At 62.8% G+C, this 26,066-nt stretch carries 24 protein-coding genes and 1 tRNA gene; 10 read left to right on the top strand and 15 right to left on the bottom strand.

The features are described from left to right. Window positions 1-16: 16 nt before the first annotated feature. Window positions 17-98, top strand: a tRNA-Tyr gene (locus ACIQTW_RS05420). Window positions 99-374: 276 nt separating this feature from the next. On the opposite strand, the gene ACIQTW_RS05415 is transcribed toward ACIQTW_RS05420, so the two are convergent. From ACIQTW_RS05415 to ACIQTW_RS05405, 3 genes are all read right to left on the bottom strand, one after another. Further along, complete coding sequence (locus ACIQTW_RS05415) at window positions 375-698, bottom strand: hypothetical protein (RefSeq protein ID WP_402934479.1); 324 nt, start codon at window positions 696-698, stop codon at window positions 375-377. A gap of 110 nt (window positions 699-808) precedes the next feature. Beyond that, window positions 809-1,567 carry a potassium channel family protein gene (locus ACIQTW_RS05410; protein WP_402934476.1) on the bottom strand — a complete coding sequence of 253 codons (759 nt, stop codon included), beginning with the start codon at window positions 1,565-1,567 and terminating at the stop codon, window positions 809-811. A 37-nt stretch (window positions 1,568-1,604) separates the two neighbouring features. Beyond that, on the bottom strand, window positions 1,605-1,826 hold the full coding sequence (locus tag ACIQTW_RS05405) for a hypothetical protein (protein WP_309074045.1): 222 nt from the start codon (window positions 1,824-1,826) through the stop codon (window positions 1,605-1,607). 176 nt (window positions 1,827-2,002) lie between these two features. Here ACIQTW_RS05405 and ACIQTW_RS05400 point away from each other — a divergent pair, with 176 nt between their 5' ends. Beyond that, complete coding sequence (locus ACIQTW_RS05400) at window positions 2,003-2,548, top strand: acyl-CoA thioesterase (RefSeq protein ID WP_402934473.1); 546 nt, start codon at window positions 2,003-2,005, stop codon at window positions 2,546-2,548. Here the strand turns inward: ACIQTW_RS05400 and ACIQTW_RS05395 are convergent. Together ACIQTW_RS05395 and ACIQTW_RS05390 are read right to left on the bottom strand one after the other, a co-directional pair. Further along, a complete protein-coding gene (locus ACIQTW_RS05395) occupies window positions 2,545-3,345 on the bottom strand; it encodes an ABC transporter permease subunit (RefSeq protein WP_402934470.1) in 801 nt (266 codons plus the stop codon). The two genes, ACIQTW_RS05400 and ACIQTW_RS05395, sit on opposite strands and share 4 nt — an antisense overlap. Further along, window positions 3,338-4,354, bottom strand: coding sequence for an ABC transporter ATP-binding protein (locus tag ACIQTW_RS05390; RefSeq protein WP_402934468.1), 1,017 nt, complete (start codon window positions 4,352-4,354; stop codon window positions 3,338-3,340). The genes ACIQTW_RS05395 and ACIQTW_RS05390 overlap by 8 nt, the downstream gene beginning before the upstream one ends. A 228-nt stretch (window positions 4,355-4,582) precedes the next feature. Between ACIQTW_RS05390 and ACIQTW_RS05385 the strand changes: the two genes are divergently transcribed. Further along, on the top strand, window positions 4,583-4,960 hold the full coding sequence (locus ACIQTW_RS05385; RefSeq protein WP_091469153.1) for a co-chaperone YbbN: 378 nt from the start codon (window positions 4,583-4,585) through the stop codon (window positions 4,958-4,960). 132 nt (window positions 4,961-5,092) lie between these two features. Here ACIQTW_RS05385 and ACIQTW_RS05380 read toward each other — a convergent pair whose 3' ends face one another. After that, a complete protein-coding gene (locus tag ACIQTW_RS05380; RefSeq protein ID WP_024817673.1) occupies window positions 5,093-5,371 on the bottom strand; it encodes a putative quinol monooxygenase in 279 nt (92 codons plus the stop codon). Window positions 5,372-5,454: 83 nt separating this feature from the next. Here ACIQTW_RS05380 and ACIQTW_RS05375 point away from each other — a divergent pair, with 83 nt between their 5' ends. Continuing rightward, window positions 5,455-7,131 carry an AMP-binding protein gene (locus tag ACIQTW_RS05375; RefSeq protein ID WP_402934464.1) on the top strand — a complete coding sequence of 559 codons (1,677 nt, stop codon included), beginning with the start codon at window positions 5,455-5,457 and terminating at the stop codon, window positions 7,129-7,131. 14 nt (window positions 7,132-7,145) lie between these two features. On the opposite strand, the gene ACIQTW_RS05370 is transcribed toward ACIQTW_RS05375, so the two are convergent. The 3 genes from ACIQTW_RS05370 to ACIQTW_RS05360 form a co-directional block, all read right to left on the bottom strand. Beyond that, window positions 7,146-7,958 (bottom strand): ABC transporter permease, encoded by an 813-nt coding sequence (locus ACIQTW_RS05370; RefSeq protein WP_402934461.1) that lies wholly within the window; start codon window positions 7,956-7,958, stop codon window positions 7,146-7,148. Next, window positions 7,958-8,926, bottom strand: a complete 969-nt coding sequence (locus ACIQTW_RS05365; protein ID WP_402934458.1) for an ATP-binding cassette domain-containing protein — start codon at window positions 8,924-8,926, stop codon at window positions 7,958-7,960. Before ACIQTW_RS05365 ends, ACIQTW_RS05370 begins: the two co-directional genes overlap by 1 nt. A 103-nt stretch (window positions 8,927-9,029) precedes the next feature. Further along, window positions 9,030-10,001, bottom strand: a complete 972-nt coding sequence (locus ACIQTW_RS05360) for a DNA-3-methyladenine glycosylase family protein (protein WP_402936239.1) — start codon at window positions 9,999-10,001, stop codon at window positions 9,030-9,032. Between the two features lie 144 nt (window positions 10,002-10,145). Here ACIQTW_RS05360 and ACIQTW_RS05355 point away from each other — a divergent pair, with 144 nt between their 5' ends. Genes ACIQTW_RS05355 through ACIQTW_RS05345 form a run of 3 tightly spaced genes read left to right on the top strand, consistent with a single transcriptional unit; the run spans window position 10,146 to window position 13,179 of the window. Beyond that, the gene (locus ACIQTW_RS05355) at window positions 10,146-10,538 is read left to right on the top strand and encodes a VOC family protein (RefSeq protein ID WP_402934455.1); all 393 of its coding nucleotides are present in this window, start codon (window positions 10,146-10,148) and stop codon (window positions 10,536-10,538) included. 49 nt (window positions 10,539-10,587) lie between these two features. Next, window positions 10,588-11,973 (top strand): cystathionine beta-synthase, encoded by a 1,386-nt coding sequence (locus ACIQTW_RS05350; protein WP_402934452.1) that lies wholly within the window; start codon window positions 10,588-10,590, stop codon window positions 11,971-11,973. Window positions 11,974-12,015: 42 nt separating this feature from the next. Beyond that, window positions 12,016-13,179, top strand: a complete 1,164-nt coding sequence (locus tag ACIQTW_RS05345) for a cystathionine gamma-synthase (protein WP_402934449.1) — start codon at window positions 12,016-12,018, stop codon at window positions 13,177-13,179. A gap of 90 nt (window positions 13,180-13,269) precedes the next feature. Here ACIQTW_RS05345 and ACIQTW_RS05340 read toward each other — a convergent pair whose 3' ends face one another. Next, entirely contained in the window at window positions 13,270-15,411 is a 2,142-nt protein-coding gene (locus tag ACIQTW_RS05340) for a phosphocholine-specific phospholipase C (RefSeq protein ID WP_402934447.1), read from the bottom strand. 165 nt (window positions 15,412-15,576) lie between these two features. On the opposite strand from ACIQTW_RS05340, the gene ACIQTW_RS05335 reads away from it, so the two are divergent. Both ACIQTW_RS05335 and ACIQTW_RS05330 read left to right on the top strand, forming a co-directional pair. Next, window positions 15,577-16,098, top strand: coding sequence for a winged helix-turn-helix transcriptional regulator (locus ACIQTW_RS05335; protein WP_402934444.1), 522 nt, complete (start codon window positions 15,577-15,579; stop codon window positions 16,096-16,098). Beyond that, on the top strand, window positions 16,095-17,537 hold the full coding sequence (locus tag ACIQTW_RS05330; protein WP_402934442.1) for an MFS transporter: 1,443 nt from the start codon (window positions 16,095-16,097) through the stop codon (window positions 17,535-17,537). The genes ACIQTW_RS05335 and ACIQTW_RS05330 overlap by 4 nt, the downstream gene beginning before the upstream one ends. Window positions 17,538-17,759: 222 nt before the next feature. On the opposite strand, the gene ACIQTW_RS05325 is transcribed toward ACIQTW_RS05330, so the two are convergent. From ACIQTW_RS05325 to ACIQTW_RS05310, 4 genes are read right to left on the bottom strand one after another with little or no spacing between them, the layout of a single operon-like run. Continuing rightward, window positions 17,760-20,840, bottom strand: a complete 3,081-nt coding sequence (locus tag ACIQTW_RS05325) for a glycoside hydrolase family 2 TIM barrel-domain containing protein (RefSeq protein WP_402934439.1) — start codon at window positions 20,838-20,840, stop codon at window positions 17,760-17,762. Continuing rightward, window positions 20,840-21,760, bottom strand: coding sequence for a carbohydrate ABC transporter permease (locus ACIQTW_RS05320; protein ID WP_402934436.1), 921 nt, complete (start codon window positions 21,758-21,760; stop codon window positions 20,840-20,842). Before ACIQTW_RS05320 ends, ACIQTW_RS05325 begins: the two co-directional genes overlap by 1 nt. Continuing rightward, on the bottom strand, window positions 21,757-22,728 hold the full coding sequence (locus tag ACIQTW_RS05315; RefSeq protein ID WP_402934434.1) for a carbohydrate ABC transporter permease: 972 nt from the start codon (window positions 22,726-22,728) through the stop codon (window positions 21,757-21,759). Before ACIQTW_RS05315 ends, ACIQTW_RS05320 begins: the two co-directional genes overlap by 4 nt. Beyond that, window positions 22,725-24,059, bottom strand: a complete 1,335-nt coding sequence (locus ACIQTW_RS05310; RefSeq protein ID WP_402934431.1) for an ABC transporter substrate-binding protein — start codon at window positions 24,057-24,059, stop codon at window positions 22,725-22,727. Before ACIQTW_RS05310 ends, ACIQTW_RS05315 begins: the two co-directional genes overlap by 4 nt. 149 nt (window positions 24,060-24,208) lie before the next feature. Between ACIQTW_RS05310 and ACIQTW_RS05305 the strand changes: the two genes are divergently transcribed. Beyond that, entirely contained in the window at window positions 24,209-24,829 is a 621-nt protein-coding gene (locus tag ACIQTW_RS05305; protein ID WP_402934428.1) for a TetR/AcrR family transcriptional regulator, read from the top strand. A gap of 59 nt (window positions 24,830-24,888) precedes the next feature. On the opposite strand, the gene ACIQTW_RS05300 is transcribed toward ACIQTW_RS05305, so the two are convergent. Beyond that, complete coding sequence (locus tag ACIQTW_RS05300) at window positions 24,889-26,064, bottom strand: acyl-CoA dehydrogenase family protein (protein WP_402934425.1); 1,176 nt, start codon at window positions 26,062-26,064, stop codon at window positions 24,889-24,891. Window positions 26,065-26,066: the final 2 nt, after the last annotated feature.

Here is a 26,066-nt window from a genome sequence, read left to right as displayed (position 1 = left end):
TCTTCTTTTGAAGTTCGGCAGATTACCCGAGCGGCCAAAGGGGGCTGACTGTAAATCAGCTGGCAACGCCTACGGGGGTTCGAATCCCTCATCTGCCACCCAAGGAAAATCCCCGGAACCAAGGTTCCGGGGATTTTTTCGTGTGCCCGCCGGCGTGTCGCGGCGACACCCGGTACCGGGCGTAGCCAATGGGGGGAGGAAGACGGCAAACGGTGCGGCTGCCACCCCTTTTGAATCAGAAAGCCGGGTGACACGCTGCAACCACGGCGTGTCACATGACCGGAGCGTTCAAAGCTGGTGGTAGCGGTACGGCCCGCCCAACTCTGGGGGCTTCAGCGGGCAGCCCGTCATGCCAAGGGTGTAGTCCGATGCATCTACTTTTGTCGCGAGAGGTTCTTGGCTTCGCGGCTCAGGTTGTCAAAGTTCTTCCATGTAGCTGGCACGCCCAAACTGGTCCGGTGGGCAAGTTTGTCGTGGATTGCAAGGTACGTGTCCTGCTTGGCCTTCAACCAATTGAAGGTCAGTGCAGCCAAGGAAACGATGAGAGCCAAGCCGGCCAAGATTACTGTGAGCCAATCCTTGAGGCCAACACCTGGATCCGGCCTAGCGGCTGACCCGAGGACAGCCTGGCTGAGATAACACACGACGACGCCCAATAGGACACCAGTTCCGAGCACGACAGCCCACAATTTTCCCATGAGGAGAGTCTGTGGTCAGCCGGTCAGCCGGCTAATCAGAAGTCGTTCGTCGCGCTTGTTCGCCCGGCAGTCCGTAGTGCGGCGGGGTATCCGAACAACCCCGGGAAATGTCAGCGGCGCTCACTCGCTTGCCGGAGCTCCGCGATCTCCATCCGCAGGGCCGCGATCTCCGTCACCAGATCGGCCATCTCGGCGCGGACGGGTTCCTCGGCCGCGGTGGCCTTGGCTTCCGCTGCCGCTGCTACACCCTCGGCGTTCTCCTCGATTCGTTGCAGGAGCCAGGAAGCGATGGAAGCTGTCACGATACCCAGAACGGCGATTCCGCTCATCATGAGGGCTGCAGCGACGATCCTGCCGATGGGGGTTACCGGGTAAAGGTCGCCGTAGCCCACGGTGGTGATGGTGGTGATGGCCCACCACGCGGCATCCCCGAAGGTGACGATCTTGGCGTCGGGTGCATTCTGTTCGACATCCAGCACGGCCAGTGCTCCGATGAGGATAAGCATCGCGGCTGCTCCTGCTACGTACGTGGCGACGCGTCCGCGCAAGGTTTCACCGACGGTGCGCTGCAGGACGGAGAGCAACGTGACCAGCCGCAGCAACCGGAGTGGCCGGAAGAAGGGGAGTACAACGATGAGGAGTTCGTGCAGGTTCCACAGGAACCAGCGCATCCGGTCTTCGGCAAGCCAAAGATTGACGAAGTAGTCCAAAGCGAAAATTCCCCACGTGATCCATAGGACAACCTCGAAAGGGATTGCCTCGGGGCCACTCACGCGACCGATGACTTGCCACGCGTAAGCCGTGAGGAAAATCAGTGCCGTGGCCATGAGGGGCCATTCAACGAGGTCCCTGTATCGCGCTTGAGTCATACGGGAATACTAGCCACAGCGGAAGTACACAACAGCTTCAGGCGGCCGGTGTCTCCAGCCAGTAGCCGTCCAAGTGGTGAATCAGTTGACGGCCCAGGCCGCCCTTGAGCTGGATCCACAGCGTGCTGCGGTCATTGGTCATGCCATCGATGGTTCCCTCGATGCGGTTGCCGCGGGCATCCTGGAGGACTACATCCTGATGGCGGGAGAGTTCCGGCCAAACGTCGCCTTGCGGCTTGGCGGTCTGCAGCGTGCTCAAAAGGTCCCCCTTAGGTGTTCGGTCAATATGAGTTTCAGATATTGTGCACGTCTTTCATGAACCGGCGGTAAACGTTAGTGCAATCGTTGTACATAAACGGTCTTTGGGGCTATGAGCCGGGTCCGCGATGTGGTCTGCATATTCCCCCTGAAGTTACTGGCGGGTAACCTTGAGCCATGCATCTGCTTCTTCGTACCCTCATGCTGCTCTTCACGTCATCCAAGCGCTCGCCCCTCGGTGTCTGGGAAGAATCAACGCTGCCTTTGCGGGTTCTGCCTACTGACATCGACATCGCGATGCACGTCAATAACGGCATGTATTTCTCGCTGATGGACCTCGGCCGTTTCGACCTCATGGTCCGCAGCGGCATCTGGGCAAGAATGCGCAAGCAGGGTTGGAGTCCGGTGGCAGCCGGCGAGACCATCGCTTTCCGCAAGTCCCTGCAACTCTGGCAGCAATACACCATCGAGACCCGCATCATCGGGCTGGACACCAAAGCGATCTACTTCGAACAACGCATGGTGGTGGACGGTGAAATCTATGCGCGGGCACACATCGCCACCCGCCTGGTCCACAAGGGTAAGCCTGTCACGCAGGAAGAAATCATTGCCGAGTTCGGGGCACCGCCGGCTGACCTGGAACTGCCTGAGTGGATCCACGAGTGGCGCGAAAACAATGCGCTTCCCGGAGCGCGTCGTCCCGCCCCACACGTCTGGAACTAAACCCCCACGTCGCGTTGCTGCAGTGCCACCGCTCCGAGCACGATCAGGGCTGCGGAGATGCCATACAGTCCCGCGGCAGCTCCCCAATCGGCCCCGTTTGCCACAGGGGAGTTGCCGTAAGCCCAGTGATAGGGCGAAAGGTTAAGCAGCCACTCGACGTCGGGACTTTGCCGCCCCACTGCGTTGAACACATACCCCAGGACGGCTACGGCGGCGCCCGCCGCGATCCCATACACTTTCCGGCCGCTCAGCGCTCCGGCGCAGAGCGCAGCTGTTCCGCTGAGAAGGGCCAGGGCGGCGAACAGCAGCACCGCTCCGGCGAGATGTCCGACGTCGATGTTCAGTTGCGAGGGTCCGTTCAGCCCCAGCACCAGCAGGAAAACCAGCGCTGAGAGAAGCGCGATACGAACCACGATGGCCAGTGCACGCTCGAGGACCACCTGCACGCGGGTGACGCTGTGAGCGAGTGTCAGTTCCAGCAACCCGGATTCTTCGTCGCCACCCACGGCCGCGGCGCCCCAGCCGATGGAGGCCATGGACATCAGCAGGAACCCGATCAGCCCGAACATTGTGGCCTGGGCGTAGCCGGGGCCCGAAGCGATTTGATCGTAGTTCAGGGCTTTGGTCATTTCAGGGGGAAGCGCGTTGATCAGGTCCTGCATCTGCGCACTACCTCCGATCGAGGGATACAGCGGCAGGTAGAGCATGCACGCTGCCGACAAGCCCAGAGCCCATGCCAACGTTGAACGCCACGAGTCAGTCAGGGCCTTGGTAAACAACGGGAGGACCCTAGGCACGGTGTGCTCCTTCCGCGCGGCGGCCGGGTCTGTGACCATTCGCTGGAGATTGTGCGCGCCCGGAAGCCTCGCCATGCCCCACAGACTGTCCCGTGTAGAGCGTCAATACGGCTTCCTCCAGATCGGGCTCCTCGAGGACCAGATCCGTCAGGTTCAGCTTGGCCAACTCCTGGACCAAGGGCTGGACCTCGCCGGAGAGAGTTGCCGTAGCCTCAACTGTTCCGGCGGCGTGACCGTCGGACTTAAGCTCCCGTACCGCCACGCTGGCGATGCCGGGCACCCTGGCCAGCAGCGCGCCGACGTCGTGCGGTTCCGTTCCGGTGCTACTGAACCGAAGCTGCCTGACAGCTGCCGTCCTGAGCGCCTCCACGGTGGAAACGGTGACGATTTCCCCGTCACGGAGGATAGCGACGGCGTCGGCGGCCTGCTGTACTTCGCTGAGGACATGCGAGCTAAGGAAGACCGTGGCGCCGTCATCCACGGCTTCACGAACCATCGAATGGAACACCTGTTGGATCAAGGGATCCAGGCCGCTGGTGGGTTCGTCGAGCACCAGGAGTTCCGGCTTGTGCATGAAGGCCTGCAGCAGTCCGAGCTTCTGTTTGTTGCCTTTGGAGAGCTTCCGGGTTTGGCGATCGAGGTCAAGGTTCAGCCGCTCAGCGAGTTCGTTGACGTGCCGTTGCTCTACGGGTCCGCTGATGGCTGCAAAGTGCTCCAGCACGCGACGGCCCGTAGTCCTGTTTTCCAGGTGTAGCTCGCCGGGAAGGTAACCGATCCTGCGGCGGAGCGCCGTACCGGCTGAGCGTGGGTCCTGTCCCAGCACCGAGATGGACCCCGCGCTGGGCCTGATGATGTCCAGAAGGCAGCGCATGGTGGTGGTCTTGCCCGCTCCGTTCGGCCCGATGACGCCGAACACTGTCCCGGGTTCCACCGCGAAGTCGAGCCCATGGAGGACTTCCCGGGCTCCGAATTTCTTGCGCAAACCCTCGACGACGATTGCCTGGGTCACAGTGCATGCTCCCTTCCGGCGCTGGTGTTGCCTTGCTGCAAGGCGTCGCGGGCCTCGAACTCATCAAATCCTCTGCGTTGAACCCATGTTGCACACACTAAGTAGCTGTTCAACCGGGATCAAGGGGTGGCCGAAAAGGCGTGGTCAGCGTTTATTCCCAGTGACGCGGGAAGCGAACAGTGCCCGCCTCCACGGGACTTCGCGGGCAGGGTCGCGTACCGTGGAAGCATGGCTACAGTTGACATCACTGGAGAACAGTTCGCATCGACCATCGAGGACAATGACATTGTCCTGGTGGATTTCTGGGCGGCTTGGTGCGCCCCGTGCCGTCAGTTCGCCCCCACGTACGGGGCAGCTTCCGAGAAGCACACTGACGTCGTGTTCGCGAAGGTAGACACTGAGGCTGAGCAGCAGCTCGCCGCCGAAGCCGGGATCACATCCATTCCGACGCTCATGGCATTTCGCGAAAAGGTCCTTGTCTTCTCGCAGCCGGGAGCCCTCAACGGTCCGCAGTTGGAGCAGGTCATCGAGGCCGTAAAGGGCCTGGACATGGAAGAGGTCCACGCCCACGTTGCCAAGGCGCGTGCCGAGGCTCAGGAAAACTAAGACTCTGCGGCGGCTCGAATCATCGAGCTCGCCGGAACGCATCGAGGTCGCCGGAAAATTCCGGCGACCTCGATGCGTTTACGGCGTTCTTCCAGTCTTGTAGCGATTTCGCCGGACTGAATCAGGGAGAGCCTAGAGCCGTTCCAGCTTGACCGGCTCGGCGAGCAGTGCGCTGAGGGACTCGTTCAGGTCCTGGACGGCGATGCCCTTGGAGTGCTTCTCCAGAAGTTCCTCGGATTCCCAGCGCTCAGTCAGGACAAGCTTCTCTTCGGTGGCCTCGGTCAGTTCATAGCGGATGCAGCCGGGCTCGTTGACGACCTCGTCGATCGCGATTTCCAAAGCGAGCTTCACGCGGAAGAATTCGCCTTCGTTGGGGATGAACGTGGCCTGCAGGTCAATGGGTTCACTCATGGCTCCAACCCTACCGGCAGGACACGGCGCTGCTGGAGGCGGTTACGGTTCTGTTGCGCGCCGTCCCTTGGTAGCGTTCCGTCATGTTGTCCTACACTGCCGGAGACACTGACGTCCCGCTGCTCGAAGAGACCATTGGCGCCAATTTTGAGCGCATCGCGGCCCGGTTTCCCCTGCGGGATGCGCTTATCGAAGCGGCTGTGGTGCCGGGCGGTGACGCCCGCCGCTGGAGCTACCAAAAGCTTAACGACGACGTCGATCGCCTCGCCCGCGCCATGCTCGCCATGGGCGTGGCCAAGGGCGAGCGGATCGGCATTTGGAGTCCCAACTGCGCCGAGTGGACCATTCTTCAGTACGCCACAGCCAAGATCGGTGCGGTGCTGGTCAACGTGAACCCTGCCTACCGGAGCCATGAGCTGGAGTTCGTGGTGAAGCAGAATGGCATGCGAATGCTGGTGGCAGCGCCATCGGATAAGCACAGTGACTACGTGGGCATGGCCAGGGATGCGGCCCGTAACTGTCCCGACCTCCGGGAGATCGTCTTCCTCCCGGGAGAGCCGGAATTGGGACTCACTGCGGGCGTCCCGGAAGCCAACCACGAACTCACCTATGGTGAACTCCTGACCCGGGCAGACGGCGTCGGGCTTTCAGCGCTTCGGGATCGTATGGACGACCTTGGCCCGCACGATCCCATCAACCTGCAATACACCTCCGGCACCACGGGATTCCCCAAAGGTGCCACCTTGACGCACCACAACATCCTTAACAACGGGCACTCGATCGGCCGGCTCCTGAACTACACCGAGCACGATCGCGTGGTGATCCCCGTGCCGTTCTACCACTGCTTCGGCATGGTGATCGGGAACTTGAATGCGCTGAGCTTTGGGGCTGCCACCATCATTCCGGGCCGCGGTTTCAACCCATCGGCGGCGTTGGAAGCAGTTCAAGACTTCGGCGGGACGTCCCTCTACGGTGTGCCCACCATGTTTATTGCCGAGCTCGCACTGGAGGATTTCAACTCCTATGATCTCTCCACGCTGCGTACCGGAGTCATGGCCGGCTCCTTATGTCCCATGGAGGTGATGCGCCGGGTCATCGATGAGATGCACATGGTTGACGTCGCCATTTGCTACGGCATGACCGAGACCTCGCCCGTGTCCACTATGACCAGGGCGGGGGACACCTTGGAGCAGCGGACCAGCACAGTGGGCCGGACCATGCCGCACCTTGAGAGCCGCATTGTCGATCCGGGATCGGGTGAAGTGGTGGAGTGCGGCGTCATCGGCGAGCTCTGCACGCGTGGTTACTCGGTGATGCAGGGCTACTGGGGCCAACCGGACAAAACGATGGAGGCAATCGACGCTGAGGGTTGGATGCACACCGGCGACCTCGCCCGCATGGATGAGGACGGCTACTTGGTAATCGAGGGCCGGATCAAGGACATGGTGATCCGCGGTGGAGAGAACATCTACCCGCGCGAGATCGAGGAATTCCTCTACCTCCACCCGTCCATCCAGGACGTGCAGGTGATTGGTGTTCCCGACGAGAAGTATGGAGAGGAGCTGATGGCGTGCATCATCCTCAAACCCGGTACTGAGACGCTGACTGCCGAGGATCTGGCCGAGTACTGTCGCGGGAAACTGGCCCACTACAAAATCCCGCGTTACATCGACGTCCGTGAATCCTTCCCCATGACGGTGTCCGGCAAGGTACGGAAGGTGGACATGCGCCAGGAAGCGGTGTCACGGCTGCACCTGTAGCTGAATGCAGTCCGTCAGTTGGTATTCCGGCTGATCGTCCGGATTCCCACTACAAGTCCGACGGCGGCGGTCACCACAGCGGCCACGAGGCCCCACATCGTGTCCATGCCGATACGCCCGGCAAACAACTCCCGTTCGGCATTGACCAGATAGGTCAGGGGATTGAACAGGCTGGCCACCTTCATCCAGCCGGGTCCGGCCTCGATGGGCAACATGATGCCGGAGAGGATCATCAGCGGGAACAGCAGGGTTTGCTGCACGCCCCAGAAGATCCATTCTTTGTTCTGTGACACCAGGGCAAGTGCATAGGACAACGCGCCGAGCCCGATCCCGAAGATGCCTAGGATGACCAGTCCCAACAGCACGTGCAATGGATAAAAAATGAAGCCAAACGGGATGCAGACCACGGATATCAGCAAACCCTGCAACACCAAGGGAGCCCACTCCTTCAATGCCCGGCCAATCATGAGCGAAGACCGGGAGAGCGGCGTGGCCAAAATCCGCTCATAGGAACCGGTCATGAGTTCGTACTGCAGGTTGGAGCCGGTCATGGAGGTGCCGAATAACGCGATCATCACCACCACTCCGGGAAGGAACCACTGCAGCGTGGATTGGCCTCCGAAGGCCGGAGCTCCCACTGCCGAGCCCAGCAGTGGCCCGAATAACCCCAGGAAAACCAGCGGTTGGATGAGGGAAAAAATCAGTGAGAACGGATCCCGCAGAGGCAGCAGCATCTCCCGCCAGAACACAAACCACGTGTCAGTGACTACGCTGCGGGGACCACGCTTTTGAAGAGCCACACCCGGGGCAACGGCATGTTCAATCATCAGACTTCAGCTCCTTCCCGCAGGCTGCGGCCGGTCAGTTCAAGGAAAACGTCGTCCAGTGTTGGCGGTTTCAGTTCGAGCGACTGGGCCGGAGCGCCGGCGTCGTGCATCTCCTTCAGCAACCCCGGCGCCAGTTGGGCACCTTGGGCCAAGCGAAGGCGGAAACGGACCACGCCGTCGTAGGCGTTTTCCTCCATGTCGCCTTCCGCGGCCGCGCGGCCCAGCAGCCCCCGCACCTCGGACGCGGAACCGGCAGCAACCTCCACGGCCAGGAGGTCCCCGGCGAGGTTGGCTTTGAGCCGTGACGCGGTGTCGTCCGCGATGATGGTCCCGTGGTCGATCACGATGACGCGCTCGGACATGGAATCGGCCTCATCCATGTAATGGGTGGTCAACACGATGGTGGTCCCGTGCTCCTCGCGCATCCGCATGATGTGCTCCCAGAGGTTGGCGCGGTTCTGGGGGTCCATCCCGGTGGACGGCTCATCGAGGAACAGCAAGCCAGGGGAGTGCATCAACCCGAGAGCTACGTCCATGCGGCGTCGTTGCCCACCGGAGAGTTTGATTACGGTGCGCTTTGCGAGGTCGCTGAGGTCCAGGGATGCCATGAGGGTTTCGGCACGGGCTTTCGCGTCTGTGGTGTTCATTCCGTAAAAGCGGCCTTGCATGATCAGTTCGTCGATCACGCGGTAGCTGTGCCCGCCGCCATTGCCTTGGCCGATGTAGCCGATCCGGGACCGCACTCCCGCCGGGTCCTTGGCCACATCCACGCCCGCCACCGTTGCCGACCCTGACGTGGGTTTCAACAATGTGGTGAGCATCCGCAGGGTTGTGGACTTGCCGGCGCCGTTCGGTCCAAGGAAAGCGACAAGTTCGCCAGGGGCGACGTCGATGTCCACGCCCTTCACGGCCTCGACGGTTTCCTTCTTCACGGTGAAGGTCTTGGTGAGCTTGGTGGTGTGGATCACGGTCACTCCAGGGATGGCAGGTGATGGCTCCTAGGCGCCACGCTATACCCGTGAATGAAGGCCGTCCATGCTCCTGCGGACAGCTCCCGTCCGCAATCAAAACTCAGTGGCCGCGGTGATCCTGGACCGTCATCCTTGGCCCGAAAGTGGGTTTGCGGAAGCCGCTCAAATACAGCATCCGCACCAGCCGCTGCCTTTGTCCGCGCCATGGTTCCAGCAGTTCGATCATCCCGGCGTCGTCGGTCTTTTGACCCGTCAGGGCGTATCCCACGTAGGCGGCCAGATGGTAGTCGCCCACGGAAATCGAGTCCGGGCAGCCGTGGGTGCGTTGGACCACTTCGGCGGCCGTCCAGATGCCGATGCCCGGAATGGTCTGCAGCTTGGCGCCGGCCTGCGTTGAGCCTAGGTTTGCCAGGCGTTCAAGCGCGACGGCGGACTGCAGCGCCCGCATCACGGTGGCCGAGCGCTGTGGTCCAACGCCGGCCTTGTGCCACTCCCACGATGGGACGGCCAGCCACTGCTTGGCAGTAGGCGGGACCAGAAGCCCAGCAGGGGCCTTGCCAGGCGCGGGTGTTCCGTAGCGATACATCAGGTACCGATAGCCGCGCCTTGCCTCCAAAGTGGTGACCTTTTGCTCCAGGATGGTGGGCACCAGGGAGTCAACCATCCGCCCGGTGGAGGGCAGCCGCAGAGCCAGGTTCCGGCGTCGTGATTCTGTGACCAACCGCGGAAGAGTGGCATGGAAGGCGGGTTCGTCGAATGCCGACCAATCGTCGTTGGCGCCCAGCAGACGCGGTACTCCCGCGATGGCGTCGTCCGCACCGGGCCCCCAGGCTTGGGCATCAACGAAGGAGTCAACCCCCAAGCCGCCTCCCGAAAGCCTCAACGTGACCGGCCCCGAGGCAGTGGTGAAGGCCATCCAAAAACCGCTGGCGTGCGCTGCGAAAGACGGATCCGCGTTGCCCCGCATGAGCGGAAACATGGTCTGGTCCAGGCGGAAGGAACCGCCCGGATGCCACCGGACGGCCGCATCTGCCGCGGCCGAAACAACGGGCGGGGCTTCTGCGATGGTCATGTTTTCATGGTCCCACGCCAGGCTGACAATCTGCATCCGGGGACCCCTTACGGGGGCAACCGCCCGCCGCTAGACTCCCTGATGTGGCGTGGGTGGGCCGCGCCATATCCGAGGAACAAATCCCAGGAACAAGGAGCACGAACCATGGGTGGAGTGGTGCATTTTGAGATCCCCGCGGACAACAATGAGCGGGCCAACAGTTTTTACCAGAGTGCCTTCGGCTGGAACCTGAGCCCTATGGAGGGGATGGACTACACCATCGCCATCACAGCGCCTTCCGACGAGCAGACCGGCACGCCAACAGAGCCGGGAGCCATCAACGGAGCCCTGTTCCCGCGCACGGACAATCTGAAGACCCCCATCCTCACCATCGATGTGGATGATATTGATGCCGCATTGGGTCAGATCGAGTCGGCAGGTGGCAGCGTGGTCCAGGCCAAGGACGCCGTACCCACCATGGGCTGGTACGCCTACTTTAAGGACACGGAGGGCAACGTTCTGGGCGTCTGGCAGAACGACACCTCTGCCGGCACCTAGCGAAGAGGCCGGTCAAGTCCAATAGCGACCACGCGGTAACTTTGTACCTATGAAGTACGCCCAGTCCGTGTTGGACCTCATCGGCAATACACCCCTCATCAAGCTCAATCACGTCACGGAGGGCATCAAAGCCACCGTCCTGGTGAAGCTCGAATACATCAATCCCGGCGGCTCCATCAAGGACCGGATCGCCGTGAAGATGATCGAAGAGGCGGAAAAGGACGGCCGACTCAAGCCGGGCGGAACCATCGTAGAGCCGACGTCGGGCAACACCGGAGTGGGGCTGGCGCTCGTAGCCCAGCAAAAGGGCTACAAGTGCGTTTTCGTGGTGCCGGACAAAGTGGGCGAGGACAAGCGCGCCGTGCTTCAGGCGTACGGCGCCGAGGTTGTGGTGACGCCTACCGCCGTCGCACCCGACAGCCCGCAGAGCTACTACGGCGTCTCGGACCGCCTGGTCAAGGAGATCCCGGGCGCCTTCAAGCCGGACCAGTTCTCCAATCCCGCGGCCCCCGGCAGTCACTTCGAGTCCACGGGGCCCGAAATCTGGCAGGACACGGACGGCCAGGTCACCCACGTGGTCATCGGCGCCGGAACCGGTGGCACCATCACCGGCACAGGTCGCTACCTTAAGCAGGTCTCTGCGGACCGTGCGGAGTCCGACGGCGGCCCGGTCAAGGTCATCGGCGCGGATCCGGAAGGTTCGGTCTACTCAGGCGGAACCGGCCGGCCCTACTTCGTGGAAGGGGTGGGCGAGGACATGTGGCCCGGCAACTATGATCCTGCCGTTCCGGACCACGTCATCGCTGTATCCGACGCCGACTCCTTCTCCATGACCCGCCGCCTTGCCCGGGAAGAGGGACTCTTGGTGGGCGGTTCCTCCGGCATGGCCGTGGTCGCGGCGCTCCAGGCTGCCAAGGACCTGGACGAGTCCGCCGTTGTAGTGGTGATCCTCCCTGATTCCGGCCGTGGCTATCTTGCCAAGATCTTCAACGACAAATGGATGCGTTCCTATGGCTTCCTTTCCGGAGGCGAAGAAGCTTCCGTGGGCGAGGTGCTCAAATCGAAGACGGGCGAGATGCCGGACCTGGTCCATATCCACCCGAATGAAACCGTCCGCGATGTCATCAACATCATGAACGAGTTCGGCGTCTCCCACATCCCGGTGCTCTCGCAGGAGCCGCCCGTCGTGATGGGCGAGGTCATGGGTGCCGTGGACGAGCGCAGCCTCACCAGCAAGCTGTTCCGTGGAGAAGCGAAGCTGTCCGACAAGATCTCCGAACACATGGGGGACCGGCTTCCCGTGATCGGCTCGCTGGAAACCATTTCCGCCGCGCGCGAGTTGCTGTCCGACGTCGATACCGTCATGGTGACTTTCGTTGGCGCCCCGGTGGGCATCCTGACGCGGCACGACCTTTTGGCGTACCTGAGCAATTGAGCGCCACCCCCGATCCAACCCTTCAAACCCAGAGGAGCTTCCATGTCTGCCAGCAACAACGCCGGGTTCAACACGCGCGCCGTCCACGCCGGACAGGCCTTCGAACCGGTGACCGGTGCTGTGGTGCCCCCGCTCCACTTCAGCTCCACGTACGCCCAAGACGGCATCGGTAACCTGCGCTCAGGCTATGAATACGGGCGCGGCGGCAACCCGACCCGCGACGCCCTCCAGGAGCAGCTTGCTGCGCTTGAAGGCGGAACCGCTGCGTTTTCCTTCGGCTCCGGCCTTGCAGCCGAGGACTCCCTGATCCGGGCGCTCGCCCGGCCAGGGGATCACATTGTCCTGGGCAACGACGCCTACGGTGGAACCTACCGCTTGATCAACCGTGTGCTGGGTGATTGGGGCATCGGCAACACGCCTGTGGACATGTCCGACCTCGACGCAGTAGCCGCTGCGGTTGCGGCCAACAAGACGCGAATGGTGTGGGTGGAGACGCCGTCCAACCCGATGATGAAGATCACGGACATCGAGGCCCTCGCCGCCGTAGCGCACGACGCCGGGGCCCTCCTGGTGGTGGACAACACCTTCGCGTCTCCCTACTTGCAGACCCCGCTGGCGTTGGGAGCCGATGTCGTGGTCCACTCCACCACCAAGTACATCGGCGGCCACTCCGACGTAGTGGGCGGTGCCATTGTGGTCAAGGACGCTGAGCTTGCCGGGAAGATCGGGTTCATCCAGTTCGCCGTCGGCGCGGTGTCCGGCCCGATGGATGCCTTCCTGACCACCCGTGGCTTGAAGACCCTTGGCGTTCGCATGGACCGCCACAGCGAGAACGGCCAGGCCGTGGCTGAATGGCTGCTGCAGCGTCCCGAGGTGGAGGCCGTGCTCTACCCGGGCCTCCCGGACCACCCCGGACACGAGCTCGCTGCCAAGCAGATGAAGAAGTTCGGCGGAATGGTCTCCGTACAGTTCAAGGGTGGCGAGGCGGCTGCACGCACGGTAGCCGAATCCACTTCGGTGTTCACGCTCGCGGAATCGTTGGGCGGCATTGAGTCCCTCATGAACTACCCGTCGGAGATGACGCATGCCTCCGTGAAGGGCACGGAGCTGGCTGTCCCGGTGAACCTCCTCCGCCTTTCCTGCGGCATCGAAGAAGCCGAGGACCTGATTGCAGACCTTGAGCAGGCCTTCGCCAAAATCAGCTAGCCCACGAATCCGGCTCTTGTTCGCACTCCTCACCGTTCAACGGCGGGGGTGACGAACAAGAGCCGGCTTCTTGTTGCTGGTGCTCTTCGGTTAGCCGGAGATTCCCTCCCGGCCGTCTTCTTCACGGCCCGTGAGGCGGCGGCGGAACGTGGTGTCTTCGGCAGATGTGACTTCCAGGTCGTACCAGCCGTTCAGGGTCTCCCAACCGATCTTCTTAGTGTGTCCCGGCTTGAGCTTCAAGGTTTCGACGCCGTCCGCATACTGCAGCGACTTCAGCCCCAGGCTCACAGTTGAGGTGCCGTTGTTGCGCAGCTCCAATTCAACGTCCTTCCTGCCGCGGCGGCCGTTGACGGTGACGTCGACGCCGGACGCCGCGCCCGCCGTCGTGCCCTTCAGTTCGTACTGGTACCGGTTGGGCCCGGTGACGACGACGTCGACGGTACCGGAAGCGACAGGGAGGTCCACGATCTGCTGGCCGAGGACGTCCACATGCCGCGGTTCGGTGACTTCGCCTGCGTAGCCGTAGACCGTGAAGTGGGTGGAACTGGTGCCGCTGTTCGCTAGTGTCAGGGTGAGTTTTCCGGGCTGCACTGCTGCCGAAACCCGCGGCCTGTAGGGGAGCGGGCGGGCCGGGCGGCCTCCAGATTCCTGGATGGGGGCCACCTGGACAGCCGGGGGATTCGGGCGCCAGCGGCTGATTTTGGCGGGGACAGCCTCGGGGTGCTCAAGAGTTGGAGGCGTGCCGGGGGATGCGAAGTTGAAGACACCCGTCAGGTCGCCGCAGACTTCACGGCGCCATGGGGAGATGTTCGGTTCCTCTACTCCGGTCCAGCGCTCCAGGAAACGGAGCACGGAGGTGTGGTCGAAGACTTCCGAGCTGACGTAGCCGCCCACGGTCCACGGTGAAACAACGGTCATGGGAACCCGAGGGCCAAGACCGATAGGCCGTGCCGTGGTCCAGTCAGTGGACTCGCCTGCAGCTGGTCGCGGTTGGACGGGAGGCGGGACATGGTCAAAGTACCCATCGTTCTCGTCAAAGTTCAGGAAAATGGCGGTGCTGTCCCAGGTGTCAGGGTCGCTGGCCACGGTGTCCAGGAGGCGGTAGACGAAGTTGGCACTTCCCACCGGTGTCGAAGCGCCAGGGTGCTCGGAGTCGGCTGCGGACGGTACCAACCAGCTGACCTTCGGCAGCGTGCCGTCGGTGATGTCTGCGCCGAGGCGGTCCAAGAGAGTGTTGGGACGTCCGCGCCACATGGCTTTGTCGAACAGGGACCGCTCGGCGTCGGTAAGGGCAGCGCGGCCCTGCTCAAGTTGGGCGAGGAGGCGGTCCTGCTCGGCTGCGGGCTTTCCTGCGAGGTGGTCGTAGAACTCTTCAGTGGTCCTGAGGTTTCCCTCCACGGATGCCAGCATTTTGCGGCCGATCGCCTTGAACGTTTGGAAGTACTCCACAGCGTTGTCCGTGAAGTTATCCCAGTCCTGGTAGATCTGCCACGACACACCGGAGTTCTCCAGGCGCTCGGGGTAGGAGGTCCAGTCATAGCCGCCGTGATCGTAGCCGTAGGCCGCATTGGTTACGGCACGCTTGGTGCTGCCGGGCTCATTGCCTGTGGTGCCGCTCCAGAGGTAGTTGCGGTTGGGATTGGTGGAACCGTTGACGGAGCAGTGGTAGGCATCGCAGATGGTGAAAGTGTCCGCAAGTTCGTATTGCAGCGGGATGTCCTGGCGCTCATAGAAGGTCATGGTGGAGGCGCTCTTGGCGGGAATCCACTTGTCACACCAGCCGTTGTTCCACGCCGTCGTGGTCCCGTTGAACGAGTGGTCCAGATCGCCCAGGTACTGGATGTCGGAACCCGGCCTGCCAGCTAATTCAGCGGCCTTGCGTAGGGAGAACGGCATGACAGTTTCGCCGGTGGCACGGGGCTGCTCGAACATGGACTTGCCATTGTGCAAGCGGGTTACGGACTTGTCGCCGTATCCCCGGACGCCCCGCAGCGAGCCGAAGTAGTGGTCGAAAGATCGGTTCTCCTGCATCAGGACGATCACGTGCTTGATGGACTGCAAGTTTCCGGGCGGGACCGGTCTGGCCATGGCAGCCTGCACTGAAGGAGGCAGCAGGGAGCCCGCAGCAGCAAGCGCCGTCGCTGCAGCTGCCGTGCCGAGGAAGCCGCGACGGGAGAGACTGCCGGTTCCTTGGGTTGAACGATTCACCTTATCAGGGGTTTTCGAGGACATTCAGGGGTGCCTTTCGTGGTCGGAGTCGACTGGGCCAGCGTAGGCATGGAGGGTGAACCGCTGATGAAACTGCGGCAAACCGGCGGGGTGTGTCTTCCCTCGGCGGTTCGCATCCGCCTTAGCAGCACCTAGCTTTCTTTAGGGAAGTCAGCTAGTTTTGGGCGCATGCCTCTTCGTTCCGACTGGTCCGCCCGCACGTGCAGCCTTGCCCGTGGCCTGGATGTCCTCGGCGATCCCTGGGGGAGCCTGGTCCTCCGCGAAATCTTCTTCGGCAACGGACGCTTCGACGCCATCAAGCAACGCCTCGAGGTAGCAGACAATGTCCTCAGCAAACGCCTGGGATGGCTCCTCGACGCAGGGCTACTCGCGCAGCGCCCATACCAGGACGGCGCGCGCACACGGCAGGAATACGTCCTCACCCCCAAGGGCGAGGACGCGCTTCCAGTGCTCAACGCCATCATCATCTGGGCCGAGAAGCACCTGGACGCTCCCAACGAGGTGTCCCATATGAAGGTCATCCACACAGACTGCGGACAAGCCACGTTGTCAGCGGACACGTGCACCAACTGCGGGGCCCGGCTGACCGCAGGCAACACCAGCTGGCACAGCCTCAAACGCAGCGACCACCCATTACCACTCGCCATTGCACCCACCACAGCTTCCCCTGAAACGGAGATTCCCGCATGACCGCTCCCGACGTCACTGGGGCCCCGCCCGAAAACCCCGGGACGCGTGCCCGCAAAACAAGCAACGGCAAAACTCCTGCCGGCAAGAACCGCCGCCTCCACCCCGCGTGGATCGTGGCCGCCGTTGCCTTCCTGGCGCTGGTTGGAGCTGCAGGCTTCCGTGCGGCGCCCGGGGTGCTCATGGTCCCGTTGCAGGACGAGTTCGGCTGGTCCACCACGGTCCTCTCGTTGGCCGTCAGCATCAACCTGGTCCTGTTCGGCTTGACGGCCCCGTTCGCTGCGGCCCTCATGGAACGCTTCGGCATCCGGAAGGTCACCTCGCTGGCGCTGTGCCTCATCGGGCTCGGCTCAGCATTGACCGTCTTCGTGAACCAGTCCTGGCAGATCCTGCTCACCTGGGGACTGCTCATTGGCCTGGGCACCGGTTCCATGGCCTTGGTTTTCGCTGCGACCATCGCCAACACCTGGTTCGCCAAGAGCCGTGGCCTGGTCATTGGCATCCTGACCGCAGGAAGTGCCGCCGGACAGTTGGTGTTCCTGCCCTTCATCGCCGCGCTTGCCCAGAACCCGGGCTGGCGTGGCGCTTCCTTGCTCATCGCCGCCGGTGCGCTCGCAGTCGTCCCGCTGGTCCTGCGCTGGTTGCGGAACTCGCCCGCCGACGTCGGGGTCTTACCGTACGGTGCGGAGAAGCCTGACGGCGGGAAGTCGGGTGCCGAAGAACCTGACGCTAAAGAGGCCGACGCCGGGACAAACGCGACGACGCAAAGCCGGCCCGCCGCTGTGGTTGCATCGCCCGGATCAGGGGATTCCCCCAACGCCGCGATCCGTGCCCTTCAAGTCCTCAAACGGGCAGCTAAAGTCCGTACGTTCTGGGCCCTGGCTGCGGGTTTTGCGATTTGTGGCGCCACCACCAACGGTCTTATCGGCACACACTTCATTCCGTCGGCCCACGATCACGGCATGCCCGAAACCACGGCGGCAGGTTTGTTGGCCGTCGTCGGAATCTTCGACATCGTTGGGACCATCGCGTCCGGTTGGCTGACCGACCGCTTCAACCCCAAGATCCTGCTTGCCGTGTACTACCAGTTCAGGGGGATCGGCCTGCTGGTGCTGCCGCTGCTGCTGGGCTCATCCGTGGAGCCGAGCATGATCATCTTCGTTGTGGTCTACGGGCTCGACTGGGTTGCCACTGTGCCTCCCACCGCAGCTATCTGCCGCTCGGTGTTCGGTGCCGACGGTTCTGTGGTCTTCGGTTGGGTCTTCGCGGCCCACCAGCTCGGCGCTGCAGTGGCTGCACTCCTGGCCGGCTTCATCCGCGATGCTACCGGGCACTACAACTACGCCTGGCTCGGCGCAGCTGCCATGTGCACGGTGGCCGCGGTCATCAGTGCCACCATCCGCAAGGACGCAGTGAAGAAGGAGCCCGTGGCGGTCGCCTGAGGCTGGTTGCGAGGCCCGCTCTGCGCGTTTAGTGTGCCCGGAAGCGTGTAGAGCAGGCCTTGCAACGGTGGTCCGAAATGTTGTGAGGCCCGCTTTGCGCGTTTTGTGTGCCCGGAAGCGTGTAGAGCAGGCCTCGCAACGGGGGGCCAGTCGGGTTGTGAGGCCTGCTTTGCGCGCTATTCGTCCCCGGAAGCGTGTAGAGCAGGCCTCGCAACGGGTGTACTAGCCCGCTTCGGTGATCCGGAACGTCAGCGTCCGCGCTTCCGGGCGCAACGCGTAGTCCGGCCAGACGTCGGGTCCGCAAGCCCTGGATCCGAGCCCGTGCTGGGCGGCGTCAAGGTACAAGAAGCTGCCCTTGCTTGCGGGCAACTCGTGCGGATGCGCTGCCGCCGAGATCTCTTGGGCTGTGTGCCCTGAAAGCGTGAAACCGGGGAGGCGCCCGCGGGAGTCTTGGATGGCGTTGAGCTGCAGCCAGGAAGCGCCATTGTTCGTCAGATCCAGTGTGCGGACAGCACTGCGGTGTCCCGTTTCCTGCGGCTTGGCGTAGTTCACCGAAAGTTCGTCGATGCCCGCCGAGTAGCGGCCCACAAGGGTCGCGTGCATGCTGTCCGGGTATGACTCGCGTGGGCCGGCGCCGAACCACGATGCACCGTCCACCGACCCGGGCAGATCAAAGCGCACCCCCACCCGCGGCCAGATAATGTCCCATCCTGCGCTCGGAACGATGTCCACGCGGAGCCACAGTTCGCCGTCGGATAGCTGCCAGTTCTCCTCCACAGACACCCAAAGCGCGGCGTCGGCAGCAGCGTAACGGGTGCGGGTCAGCACGCTACTTTCGTTGGCTGAGACCTTCTCCACCCGGGCCGTGAGCCTGTCCAAACCAGCATCGCGCCACACCTTTTCCATCGACGGTGCAGCAACTCCGTCACCGTTGTTGAGCCAAGGATCGGCGAGGTCGTAGCTGCCACGGCCGGCTCCGGCGTCGTTATCTGTGGGAGCACGCCACAGCTCCAGCCGAGGCCCGGACACCGGCAATCCCGCGAGCGAGACCAACTGACCATCCTCAAAGACGCCGGGTCCCAGCGAAAGGGTCCCGGAAGCCGGTGAACCTGCCCGGCCAGTCGATGCCAAGGGGCGGGGAGTCGTTAGGCGCGGACGTGGAGTGGCGAGTTCCAGCTGCGCGGCAGAGATGACATGCCCTGCTTCGGCCCAAGCCGTGTCCTTGCGAAGCGCCACCTCCACGGTCAGCCACTGCTCGCCGACTTCCACAACATCAAAATCAGGTAACCCGATAAGCGCCGAATCCCCAGCGGCGAGTGGCGCACCCGATGCAGTGACGACGTCGAGCTCGCCGGAACTGGTCACCACGCCGTCCACCTCTGTACGCCAGCGCAGCACGACGTCGGACGCGTCCGCCGTGTGCCTCAGGTTGGCGACCGAAACGAAGCGGCGTGTGCCGCCGTCGTGGGTTTCCGTGCTGAAGCCCAGGCGCAGGGGAGCAACAATCTGCTTGTACTCGAAAAGGCCCGGGCTGGGCGTGGAGTCGGAGAGGACCATCCCGTCCATGACGAAATTGCCGTCGTGGACAATTTCACCGAAGTCGCCGCCATAGGCGAAGAACTCGGTGCCGTCGGCCGTGGTGGTGCGGATGCCGTGGTCCCGCCACTCCCAGACGAATCCGCCATGGAGCCGCGGGTATCGGTCCACCAGGTTTTCGTACTGGTCGATCGCGCCGGGCCCGTTGCCCATGGCGTGGACGTACTCGCACAGGATGAACGGTTTGGTGCGCTGACGGGCCGATTCAGCCGCGGAGCAGCCCAGCAGCAGCGAGCCGGAATCGTCGCGGCCAATCGCCTCAGTTTCAGGAACCGAGGAGTACATCCGTGAGTAGACATCCGTGTACGCACCGCTGTAGTCGCCCTCGTAGTGGACGGGCCGCCCGGTATCCCGGGCGTGCGTCCACGCGGACATCGCAGCGAGGTTGGCGCCCGTTCCGGACTCGTTACCCAGGGACCACATGACGATTGAAGGGTGGTTCTTGTCCCGCTCCACCGTGCGCTCCATGCGGTCCACGTATGCCTCCCGCCAGGCGGGATCGTCACTGGGGTTGCCTACCCAGCCGTGCCGTTCAAATCCGTGCGTTTCCAGGTCACACTCCAGGATCACCCAGAAGCCCATCTCGTCAGCGATGTCCAGCAAACGTGGATGCGGAGGGTAATGGCTGGTTCGGATCGCGTTGACGTTGAACTGCTTCATCAGGGCGAGGTCGGCGCGGGCAAAGTCTTCGTCGAACACGCGGCCGCGGTCAGGATGTGTCTCGTGGCGGTTCACGCCGTGAAACACCACGCGGCGGCCGTTCACCAGGAACTGATCGCCCTTGATCTCCACGGTCCGGAAACCCAGGCGCAGCGAAATGGTCTCGCCTGCGCTTGCCACCGTTGCGTTGTAGAGGCGCGGAACCTCTGCGGACCAAGGTTCGACGCCGGTGATCGCCACCGGGGCGACGTCGGCAGGGGAGTTCCAGACGACGTCGACGTCCAGTTCCGGAACTGACAGCCGAACCGGGTAAGCGGCCTGGTCCGCGGTGATCTCAGGATCAATGGTGCCTGAACCGGCGGTGTAGGACGTACGCAGCCAGACGTCGTCGATGCCCTTCTTGGGGCGGGCTTGGAGAGTGACGTCGCGGAAGATGCCCGGCATCCACCACTGATCCTGGTCCTCCACGTAGCTCGAAGCTGACCATTGATGGACCCGGACAGCGAGTACGTTGTGTCCCGGGCGGGCGGCATGAGTGACATCGAATTCCTGGGCCAGCCGACTGCCTGTTCCAACGCCGATCTCGCTGCCGTTGAGCCATACCTTGTAACGGGATTCGACGCCGTCGAACCTCAGTACGATGCGCTCGGCTTCGCTCCAGTCCGTGGGTAAATCGAAGGTTCGGCGGTAGTCGCCCGTCGGGTTCTCGTCAGGGACGTGGGGTGCATCGGTGGGGAAGGGGAACTGGACATTGGTGTAAATGGGGCGACCGTAGCGGCCGTCACCCTCCAAAACCCAGTGCGCAGGGACCGGGATCTGGTCCCAGGCGGAGTCGTCCAAGCCTTCCTCGGCGAAGCCATCGATTGCTTCGCCGGCGGGAAGGACACTCCGTCCGCCCGGGGTTCCGGGCGCGCCGGGGAGAAGCCGGAAGCGCCACTGGCCGTTCAGGGAAAGTGTTGGCGCGTCAGTGTGCAGCCAAGAGCGGGCCGGGAGTCTCTTGCCGCTGCCGGGACCGGTATCAGTGATGTAGCTGGAGGTGTTGGTCATTACTTAACGGCTCCTTCTGTCAGCCCGCCGCGCCAGAAGCGCTGCAGGACAACCATGGCGATGCTGAGCGGAATGATGGAAAGCAGCACCCCGCCCGTGGTCAGTTCATAGAATTCGGGCAAACGGTCAACCTGGCTGAGCCAGTTATTCAGGCCGAGCGTGATGGGGTACAGCTCGGAGTCGGACAGCATGACCAGCGGCAGGAAATAGTTGTTCCAGATGCCAACCAGCTGGAACAGGAATACGGTGACCAGGGCCGGCGTCAGGACCTTGAGCCCAATTGTGTGGAAGATGCGGAGTTCGCCGGCGCCGTCTATCCTGGCGGCCTCGATCAGCGAGGTATCAACAGTGGCCTGGGCGTAGATGCGGCAGAGGAACAGCCCGAACGGGGAGACCAGCGATGGCAGCAGCACACTCCAGTAGGTGTTCGCCAGGCCCATCTGGCTAAACAGCAGGAACAGCGGCAGGGCAGTGGCGGTGCCGGGAACAAGCACGCCGCCCAGGATGGTGCCGAACACCAGGTTTCGTCCGCGGAATTCGTACTTTGCCAGGGCGTAGCCTCCGGCTGCAGCGAAGTAAGTGGCCAGGAGTGCGCCGACACCGGCATAGATCGCCGAATTCAGGAACCAGCGGCCAAAAATGCCGTTGTCGTAGCTGACTACACGTCCGATGTTTTCCCACAGGGAGAACGTGGGGGCGAACCAGAAACCGTTGGTGGAGAAGAGATCGGCCGTGGACTTCGTGGAGGCGACGAACACCCAGTACACGGGAATCAGGAAGTACAAGGCGACCACCACCAAAAGTGCGGTGACGATGATGGTGGATGACCGTCGTCGTCCGGCTGAACGGTCCGGGCCTGCCGAAGCCTTGCTGCGGACGGCGGTAGCGGCGGTGGTGGGCTTGGTGGCGGTGGCGGTCATGAAGACTTCCTGTTCGTCAGTGCGAGGAAGGCGAAGGAAAGGGCAAACGCGGCCACGGCGATGATGACCGACTGTGCTGCTGCGACGTTGTAGTCGTTGTAGGCAAAGGCAGTTGTGTAGGCGCTGAGGTTGGGCGTGTATTGGCTGTCGATTGCCGGAGCCACGGTCTTGAGGACTTGCGCCTCAGCGAAGAGCTGCAGGGTACCGATGATGGAGAACACCGTGGTGAGCATGAGGGCCGGACGAATCAGTGGGAGCTGGATGCTCCGGGCGACCCGCCATGTGGAGGCGCCATCCACTTTGGCGGCTTCGTAGAGTTCCACCGGGATGGCTTTCAGCTGCGCCACGATGATCAGCATGTTGTAGCCCGTGTAGCTCCACGTGACGATGTTCGCGATGGACCACAGCACGCTGTTCGCTCCCAGGAAATCCGGGGTCAGGCCCACAACCTTGGCGACGTCAAACAACGGGCTGAGCCCCGGCACGTACAGGAAGGACCACAGGATGGTGGCGATCACGCCCGGCACGCCGTAAGGGAGGAAGTAGGCGGCGCGGAAGAAACCCGGCCATTTTGCCGAGGCCGATTCGAGCATGAGGGCCAACGCTGTGCAGAGAACGATCATGACGGGCACCTGCACTACGCCGAACAGCAGCATTCGGCCGATGGACGCGACGAAGCTGCCGTCGGCAAGGGCCTGAGCGTAGTTGCTGAAACCGGCGAATTCGCTGGTGACGCCTGCCTCTCCAAAGAGTCCGCTGCGGGTCACTTTGGTGAAGCTGGACATGATGGCCACAACAATGGGCAGCAGGAAGGTGAGGACGAAGAGTCCCAGGAACGGGGCGAGCAGGAACCAGGGCGCGCGTGCGGCAGCGCCGGCACGCCTTCCAGCCCCATTGCCCGCCCGTCTAACGGAGCGTCTTGGTGCAGCGGAGCGCTGGGTGGTGGGTGCGGAGCTGGTGGTGGTCATGCCGTTTCCTTTCGGATGCTGAGGCCCTTGTTCTTGAAAACGGTCATGATCTGCTGCTCCGAAGCGGCAACGGAGTCCACCAACGAGGTCCCGAAAGCTTTCTTGCGGAAGCCATCGCTGAGGATGTTGAAGGACTGCTGGGTTACCGGCCACCAGGACCAGTCAGGGTTCTGCTGTTGGGTAGCGGGGACGAAAACTTCCTCGTTGTACCGTTGTCCACCGAAGAATGCCGACGGTTGTTGCCGCTCCGTGCCGATGAACCCGGGGTTGGGTGACCAGCCGATGCCGCTGTTCTTGATCTGGGCGTCGATTCCCTCTGTGGACGTGGTCAGCCACACTGCAAACTCGACTGCTTCCTTGGGGTGTTTACTGTTGGCCAGGACTGCTGCCGTGGATCCGCCGAGGTAGCTTGAGCCGAAACCTGTATCGCCCCAGGTGGGCATAGGAGCTGCCCGCCACTTTCCTTCGGAACCGCTGACACCCTGAACCAAGGCATCACCCCAGCTTCCGGTGATGGTCGAGGCAATCCCGCCCTTGGCGGCTGCCGCAAACCAGCCCGGGGAGAAGGCGCCATACGCGGTGGTGACGAGGTCGTCGTCGATCGCTTTGTCGAAGAAACGCGCGGTGTTGAGCGTGGCGTCGTCGGTCATGTTGATGACCCAGCCATCCTCCTCCGGGCGCAGCCACTGCGCGCCGGCCTGCCCCGCGAAAGAGGCAAACGGAGAGGCATCGCTGATGGGGAAACAGTCCAGGTAGCTGTCCACGGAGCGAAGTTCGGCGGCCAAAGCAGCCCATTCGTCCCAGGTTTTTGGAGCGGCTCCGCCCACCTTATCCAGGACGGCTGGTTGGTAGAACATGCCCATGGGGCCGGCGTCCTGGGGGATGCCGTAGACGCCTCCGGTGTAACTGACCTGCTTCCACAAGGTGGGGTCGTACAAGTGGGCATGGTCATTGGCGCCGTAGCGGGATACATCCACCAGGCCGTTTACCAGCATGAACTCCGGGATGGAACGGAACTCCACCTGGGCCAGGTCCGGTCCGCCGCCTGCTGCCAAGGCCGAGTAGAGCTTCTGATATCCGCCGTTGTTGCCGCCCGGGATCCATACCACGTCCACTTGGATGTTCGGATTGGCTGCATTCCAGACGTCGGCGACGTTCTGGAAATCCTTGAGCCAAGCCCAGTAGGTCAGTCGCACGGGCTCGTCTGCGGCGGGGATGGTTGGTGCAGCATTAACGGACTGTGTTCCTGGAGTAGCGCACCCGGTCAGCAGGCCCATGGCTGCTGTCCCCAGGCCTGCGCCCAGGAGTTGTCTTCGCGTGAATCGGGTCATGAGCCTTCACCTCTTCGTGTCAGGTTGACGATGACGCGGGCTTGGATTCGTGGGTCCCGCCGCGGCAAGTGTGACCACGGTAACAGAAAATTCGAGTACCTACTCGAATTTCATATTGAACCCGTAACACGCATGTACACTGGCTAGCCATGACCACAAAGGACGTGGGTCGCGCAGCGCGGCGGGGCCCCTATGCGAAATCCGAAGAACGGCGGCGGACCATCCTGGACGCTGCCCATGAGGTGTTTGCTGCCCACGGCTATCGGGGTGGATCCCTCCAGGACGTTGCCGACAAGGTGGGGCTGAGCCAAACCAGCCTGCTGCACTATTTCCCGTCCAAGCGCGATCTCCTGATGGCAGTCCTGGAGCGGCGCGATGAAATCACCGGAGATGCCTTCCCGGACGACATGGAAGGAGGCTTGGTTGATTCGGTGATCCGGACGGCGCTCTTCAATGAGAACATTCCCGGCGTGGTTGAGTTGTACACCGTTCTGTGCGCGGAGTCAGTCACCGATTCGCATCCCGGGCGGGTCTACTTCACTGAACGATTCGAACGTCTTCGCAAGAGCTATGCTCGGCGGTTTGCCGAGCTGGCCGCAGAGGGCCGGCTTCGCCCCGGCGTCGATCCTGATGAAGCTGCCGTGTCCCTTGTTGCGCTATGGGACGGGCTTCAAACGCAATGGCTGCTGGCCCCCGACGAGGTGGACGTGGTCAAGGGACTGCGTGGCTACTTCAAGCTGGTGGTCCTCCCCGAACCCTCACCCAACTGAGTCGCAGTTCAGGTCGTTCCCAGACCTGAAAACGACCTGATCTGCGACCTACTTGGGGGCTAGCCGCGGAAGGCCCCAAGGCCTGTAATGTGCTGCCCCAGAATCAGGGTATGAACCTCATCCGTGCCCTCGTAAGTCCGCACGGATTCCAGATTGTTGGCGTGACGCAGCGGTGAGTAGTCCAGTGTGACGCCGTTACCGCCCAGGATGGTGCGGGCCTCGCGGGCGATTTTGATGGCTTCGCGGACGTTGTTCAGTTTGCCCATGGAAATCTGTTGGGGCTGAAGGTGGCCGGCGTCCTTCAAACGGCCCAAGTGAAGGGCAAGCATGGTGCCCTTCTGGATCTCCACCAGCATGTTCACCAGTTTCTCCTGCGTGAGTTGGTAGCCAGCAAGCGGGCGACCGAATTGGAGTCGGTTTCCGGCATACTCCAGTGCGGCTTCGTACGAGTCGCGGGCAGCGCCCATGGCACCCCACGCGATACCGTAGCGCGCCTCATTCAAGCAGGAGAACGGTCCTCGAAGTCCCAGTGCACCCGGGAGGATGGCCTTAGGACCCAGCCTCACGCCGTCGAACTTTACATCGCACTGAACCGAAGCGCGCATGGAGAGCTTCGGCTCGATGGGGGTCGCGGTCACGCCGGGCGTTCCGGCGGGAACAAGGAACCCGCGGATTCCGTCCCCGGTGATTGCCCACACCACCATGACGTCTGCAATCGACGCGAGGCCGATCCAGCGCTTGGCCCCGTCGAGGACCCAGCCATCGGCGGTTTCACGGGCAAGGGTCGTCATGGAGGAGGGGTCCGACCCCGCCGCCGGCTCCGTCAGGGCGAAGCAACCGATCAGCTCGCCGGCAGCCATCCGTGGCAGCCACTGCTCTTTCTGTGCCTCCGAACCCCACTTGTGGATCGCCGTCATGGCCAGGGAGCCCTGCACCGAGACGAAGGTGCGGATCCCCGAATCCCCGGCCTCCAGTTCCATTGCCGCAAGGCCATATTCGACGGCGGTCCGCCCGGGACAGCCGTAACCCTCCAAGTGCATGCCCAGGACACCGAGCTCGCCCAACTCCGGGGCGAGCTCGCGTGGAAAATGAGCGTCCTCGTACCAGCGTGCGATGTTTGGACGGATCCGTTGCGCGGTGTAGTCGCGAACCCGGTCGCGGAGGGCCAGCTCGTCGGCAGCCAGCAGGGAATCGAGGGCAAGGACGTCGGAGGTGTTCGTCGTTGAATCGCTCATTC

Origin of the sequence: Paenarthrobacter sp. NPDC090517 (assembly GCF_044769165.1) — a bacterium.
GTDB lineage: Bacteria > Actinomycetota > Actinomycetes > Actinomycetales > Micrococcaceae > Arthrobacter.
The sequence above is the reverse complement of the archived record's forward strand: the minus strand, read 5'-3'. Positions and strand labels throughout refer to the sequence as shown.

Excerpts from the sequence above, each read along its gene's own strand:
- ACIQTW_RS05370 (WP_402934461.1), bottom strand. The coding sequence starts at position 7,958 with ATGATTGAACATGCCGTTGCCCCGGGTGTGGCTCTTCAAAAGCGTGGT.
- ACIQTW_RS05300 (WP_402934425.1), bottom strand. The coding sequence starts at position 26,064 with ATGAGCGATTCAACGACGAACACCTCCGACGTCCTTGCCCTCGATTCC.
- ACIQTW_RS05375 (WP_402934464.1), top strand. The coding sequence starts at position 5,455 with ATGTTGTCCTACACTGCCGGAGACACTGACGTCCCGCTGCTCGAAGAG.
- ACIQTW_RS05315 (WP_402934434.1), bottom strand. The coding sequence starts at position 22,728 with ATGACCACCACCAGCTCCGCACCCACCACCCAGCGCTCCGCTGCACCA.
- ACIQTW_RS05340 (WP_402934447.1), bottom strand. The coding sequence starts at position 15,411 with ATGTCCTCGAAAACCCCTGATAAGGTGAATCGTTCAACCCAAGGAACC.
- ACIQTW_RS05415 (WP_402934479.1), bottom strand. The coding sequence starts at position 698 with ATGGGAAAATTGTGGGCTGTCGTGCTCGGAACTGGTGTCCTATTGGGC.
- ACIQTW_RS05325 (WP_402934439.1), bottom strand. The coding sequence starts at position 20,840 with ATGACCAACACCTCCAGCTACATCACTGATACCGGTCCCGGCAGCGGC.
- ACIQTW_RS05350 (WP_402934452.1), top strand. The coding sequence starts at position 10,588 with ATGAAGTACGCCCAGTCCGTGTTGGACCTCATCGGCAATACACCCCTC.
- ACIQTW_RS05305 (WP_402934428.1), top strand. The coding sequence starts at position 24,209 with ATGACCACAAAGGACGTGGGTCGCGCAGCGCGGCGGGGCCCCTATGCG.
- ACIQTW_RS05330 (WP_402934442.1), top strand. The coding sequence starts at position 16,095 with ATGACCGCTCCCGACGTCACTGGGGCCCCGCCCGAAAACCCCGGGACG.
- ACIQTW_RS05385 (WP_091469153.1), top strand. The coding sequence starts at position 4,583 with ATGGCTACAGTTGACATCACTGGAGAACAGTTCGCATCGACCATCGAG.
- ACIQTW_RS05310 (WP_402934431.1), bottom strand. The coding sequence starts at position 24,059 with ATGACCCGATTCACGCGAAGACAACTCCTGGGCGCAGGCCTGGGGACA.
- ACIQTW_RS05380 (WP_024817673.1), bottom strand. The coding sequence starts at position 5,371 with ATGAGTGAACCCATTGACCTGCAGGCCACGTTCATCCCCAACGAAGGC.
- ACIQTW_RS05410 (WP_402934476.1), bottom strand. The coding sequence starts at position 1,567 with ATGACTCAAGCGCGATACAGGGACCTCGTTGAATGGCCCCTCATGGCC.
- ACIQTW_RS05320 (WP_402934436.1), bottom strand. The coding sequence starts at position 21,760 with ATGACCGCCACCGCCACCAAGCCCACCACCGCCGCTACCGCCGTCCGC.
- ACIQTW_RS05400 (WP_402934473.1), top strand. The coding sequence starts at position 2,003 with ATGCATCTGCTTCTTCGTACCCTCATGCTGCTCTTCACGTCATCCAAG.
- ACIQTW_RS05335 (WP_402934444.1), top strand. The coding sequence starts at position 15,577 with ATGCCTCTTCGTTCCGACTGGTCCGCCCGCACGTGCAGCCTTGCCCGT.
- ACIQTW_RS05355 (WP_402934455.1), top strand. The coding sequence starts at position 10,146 with ATGGGTGGAGTGGTGCATTTTGAGATCCCCGCGGACAACAATGAGCGG.
- ACIQTW_RS05360 (WP_402936239.1), bottom strand. The coding sequence starts at position 10,001 with ATGACCATCGCAGAAGCCCCGCCCGTTGTTTCGGCCGCGGCAGATGCG.
- ACIQTW_RS05345 (WP_402934449.1), top strand. The coding sequence starts at position 12,016 with ATGTCTGCCAGCAACAACGCCGGGTTCAACACGCGCGCCGTCCACGCC.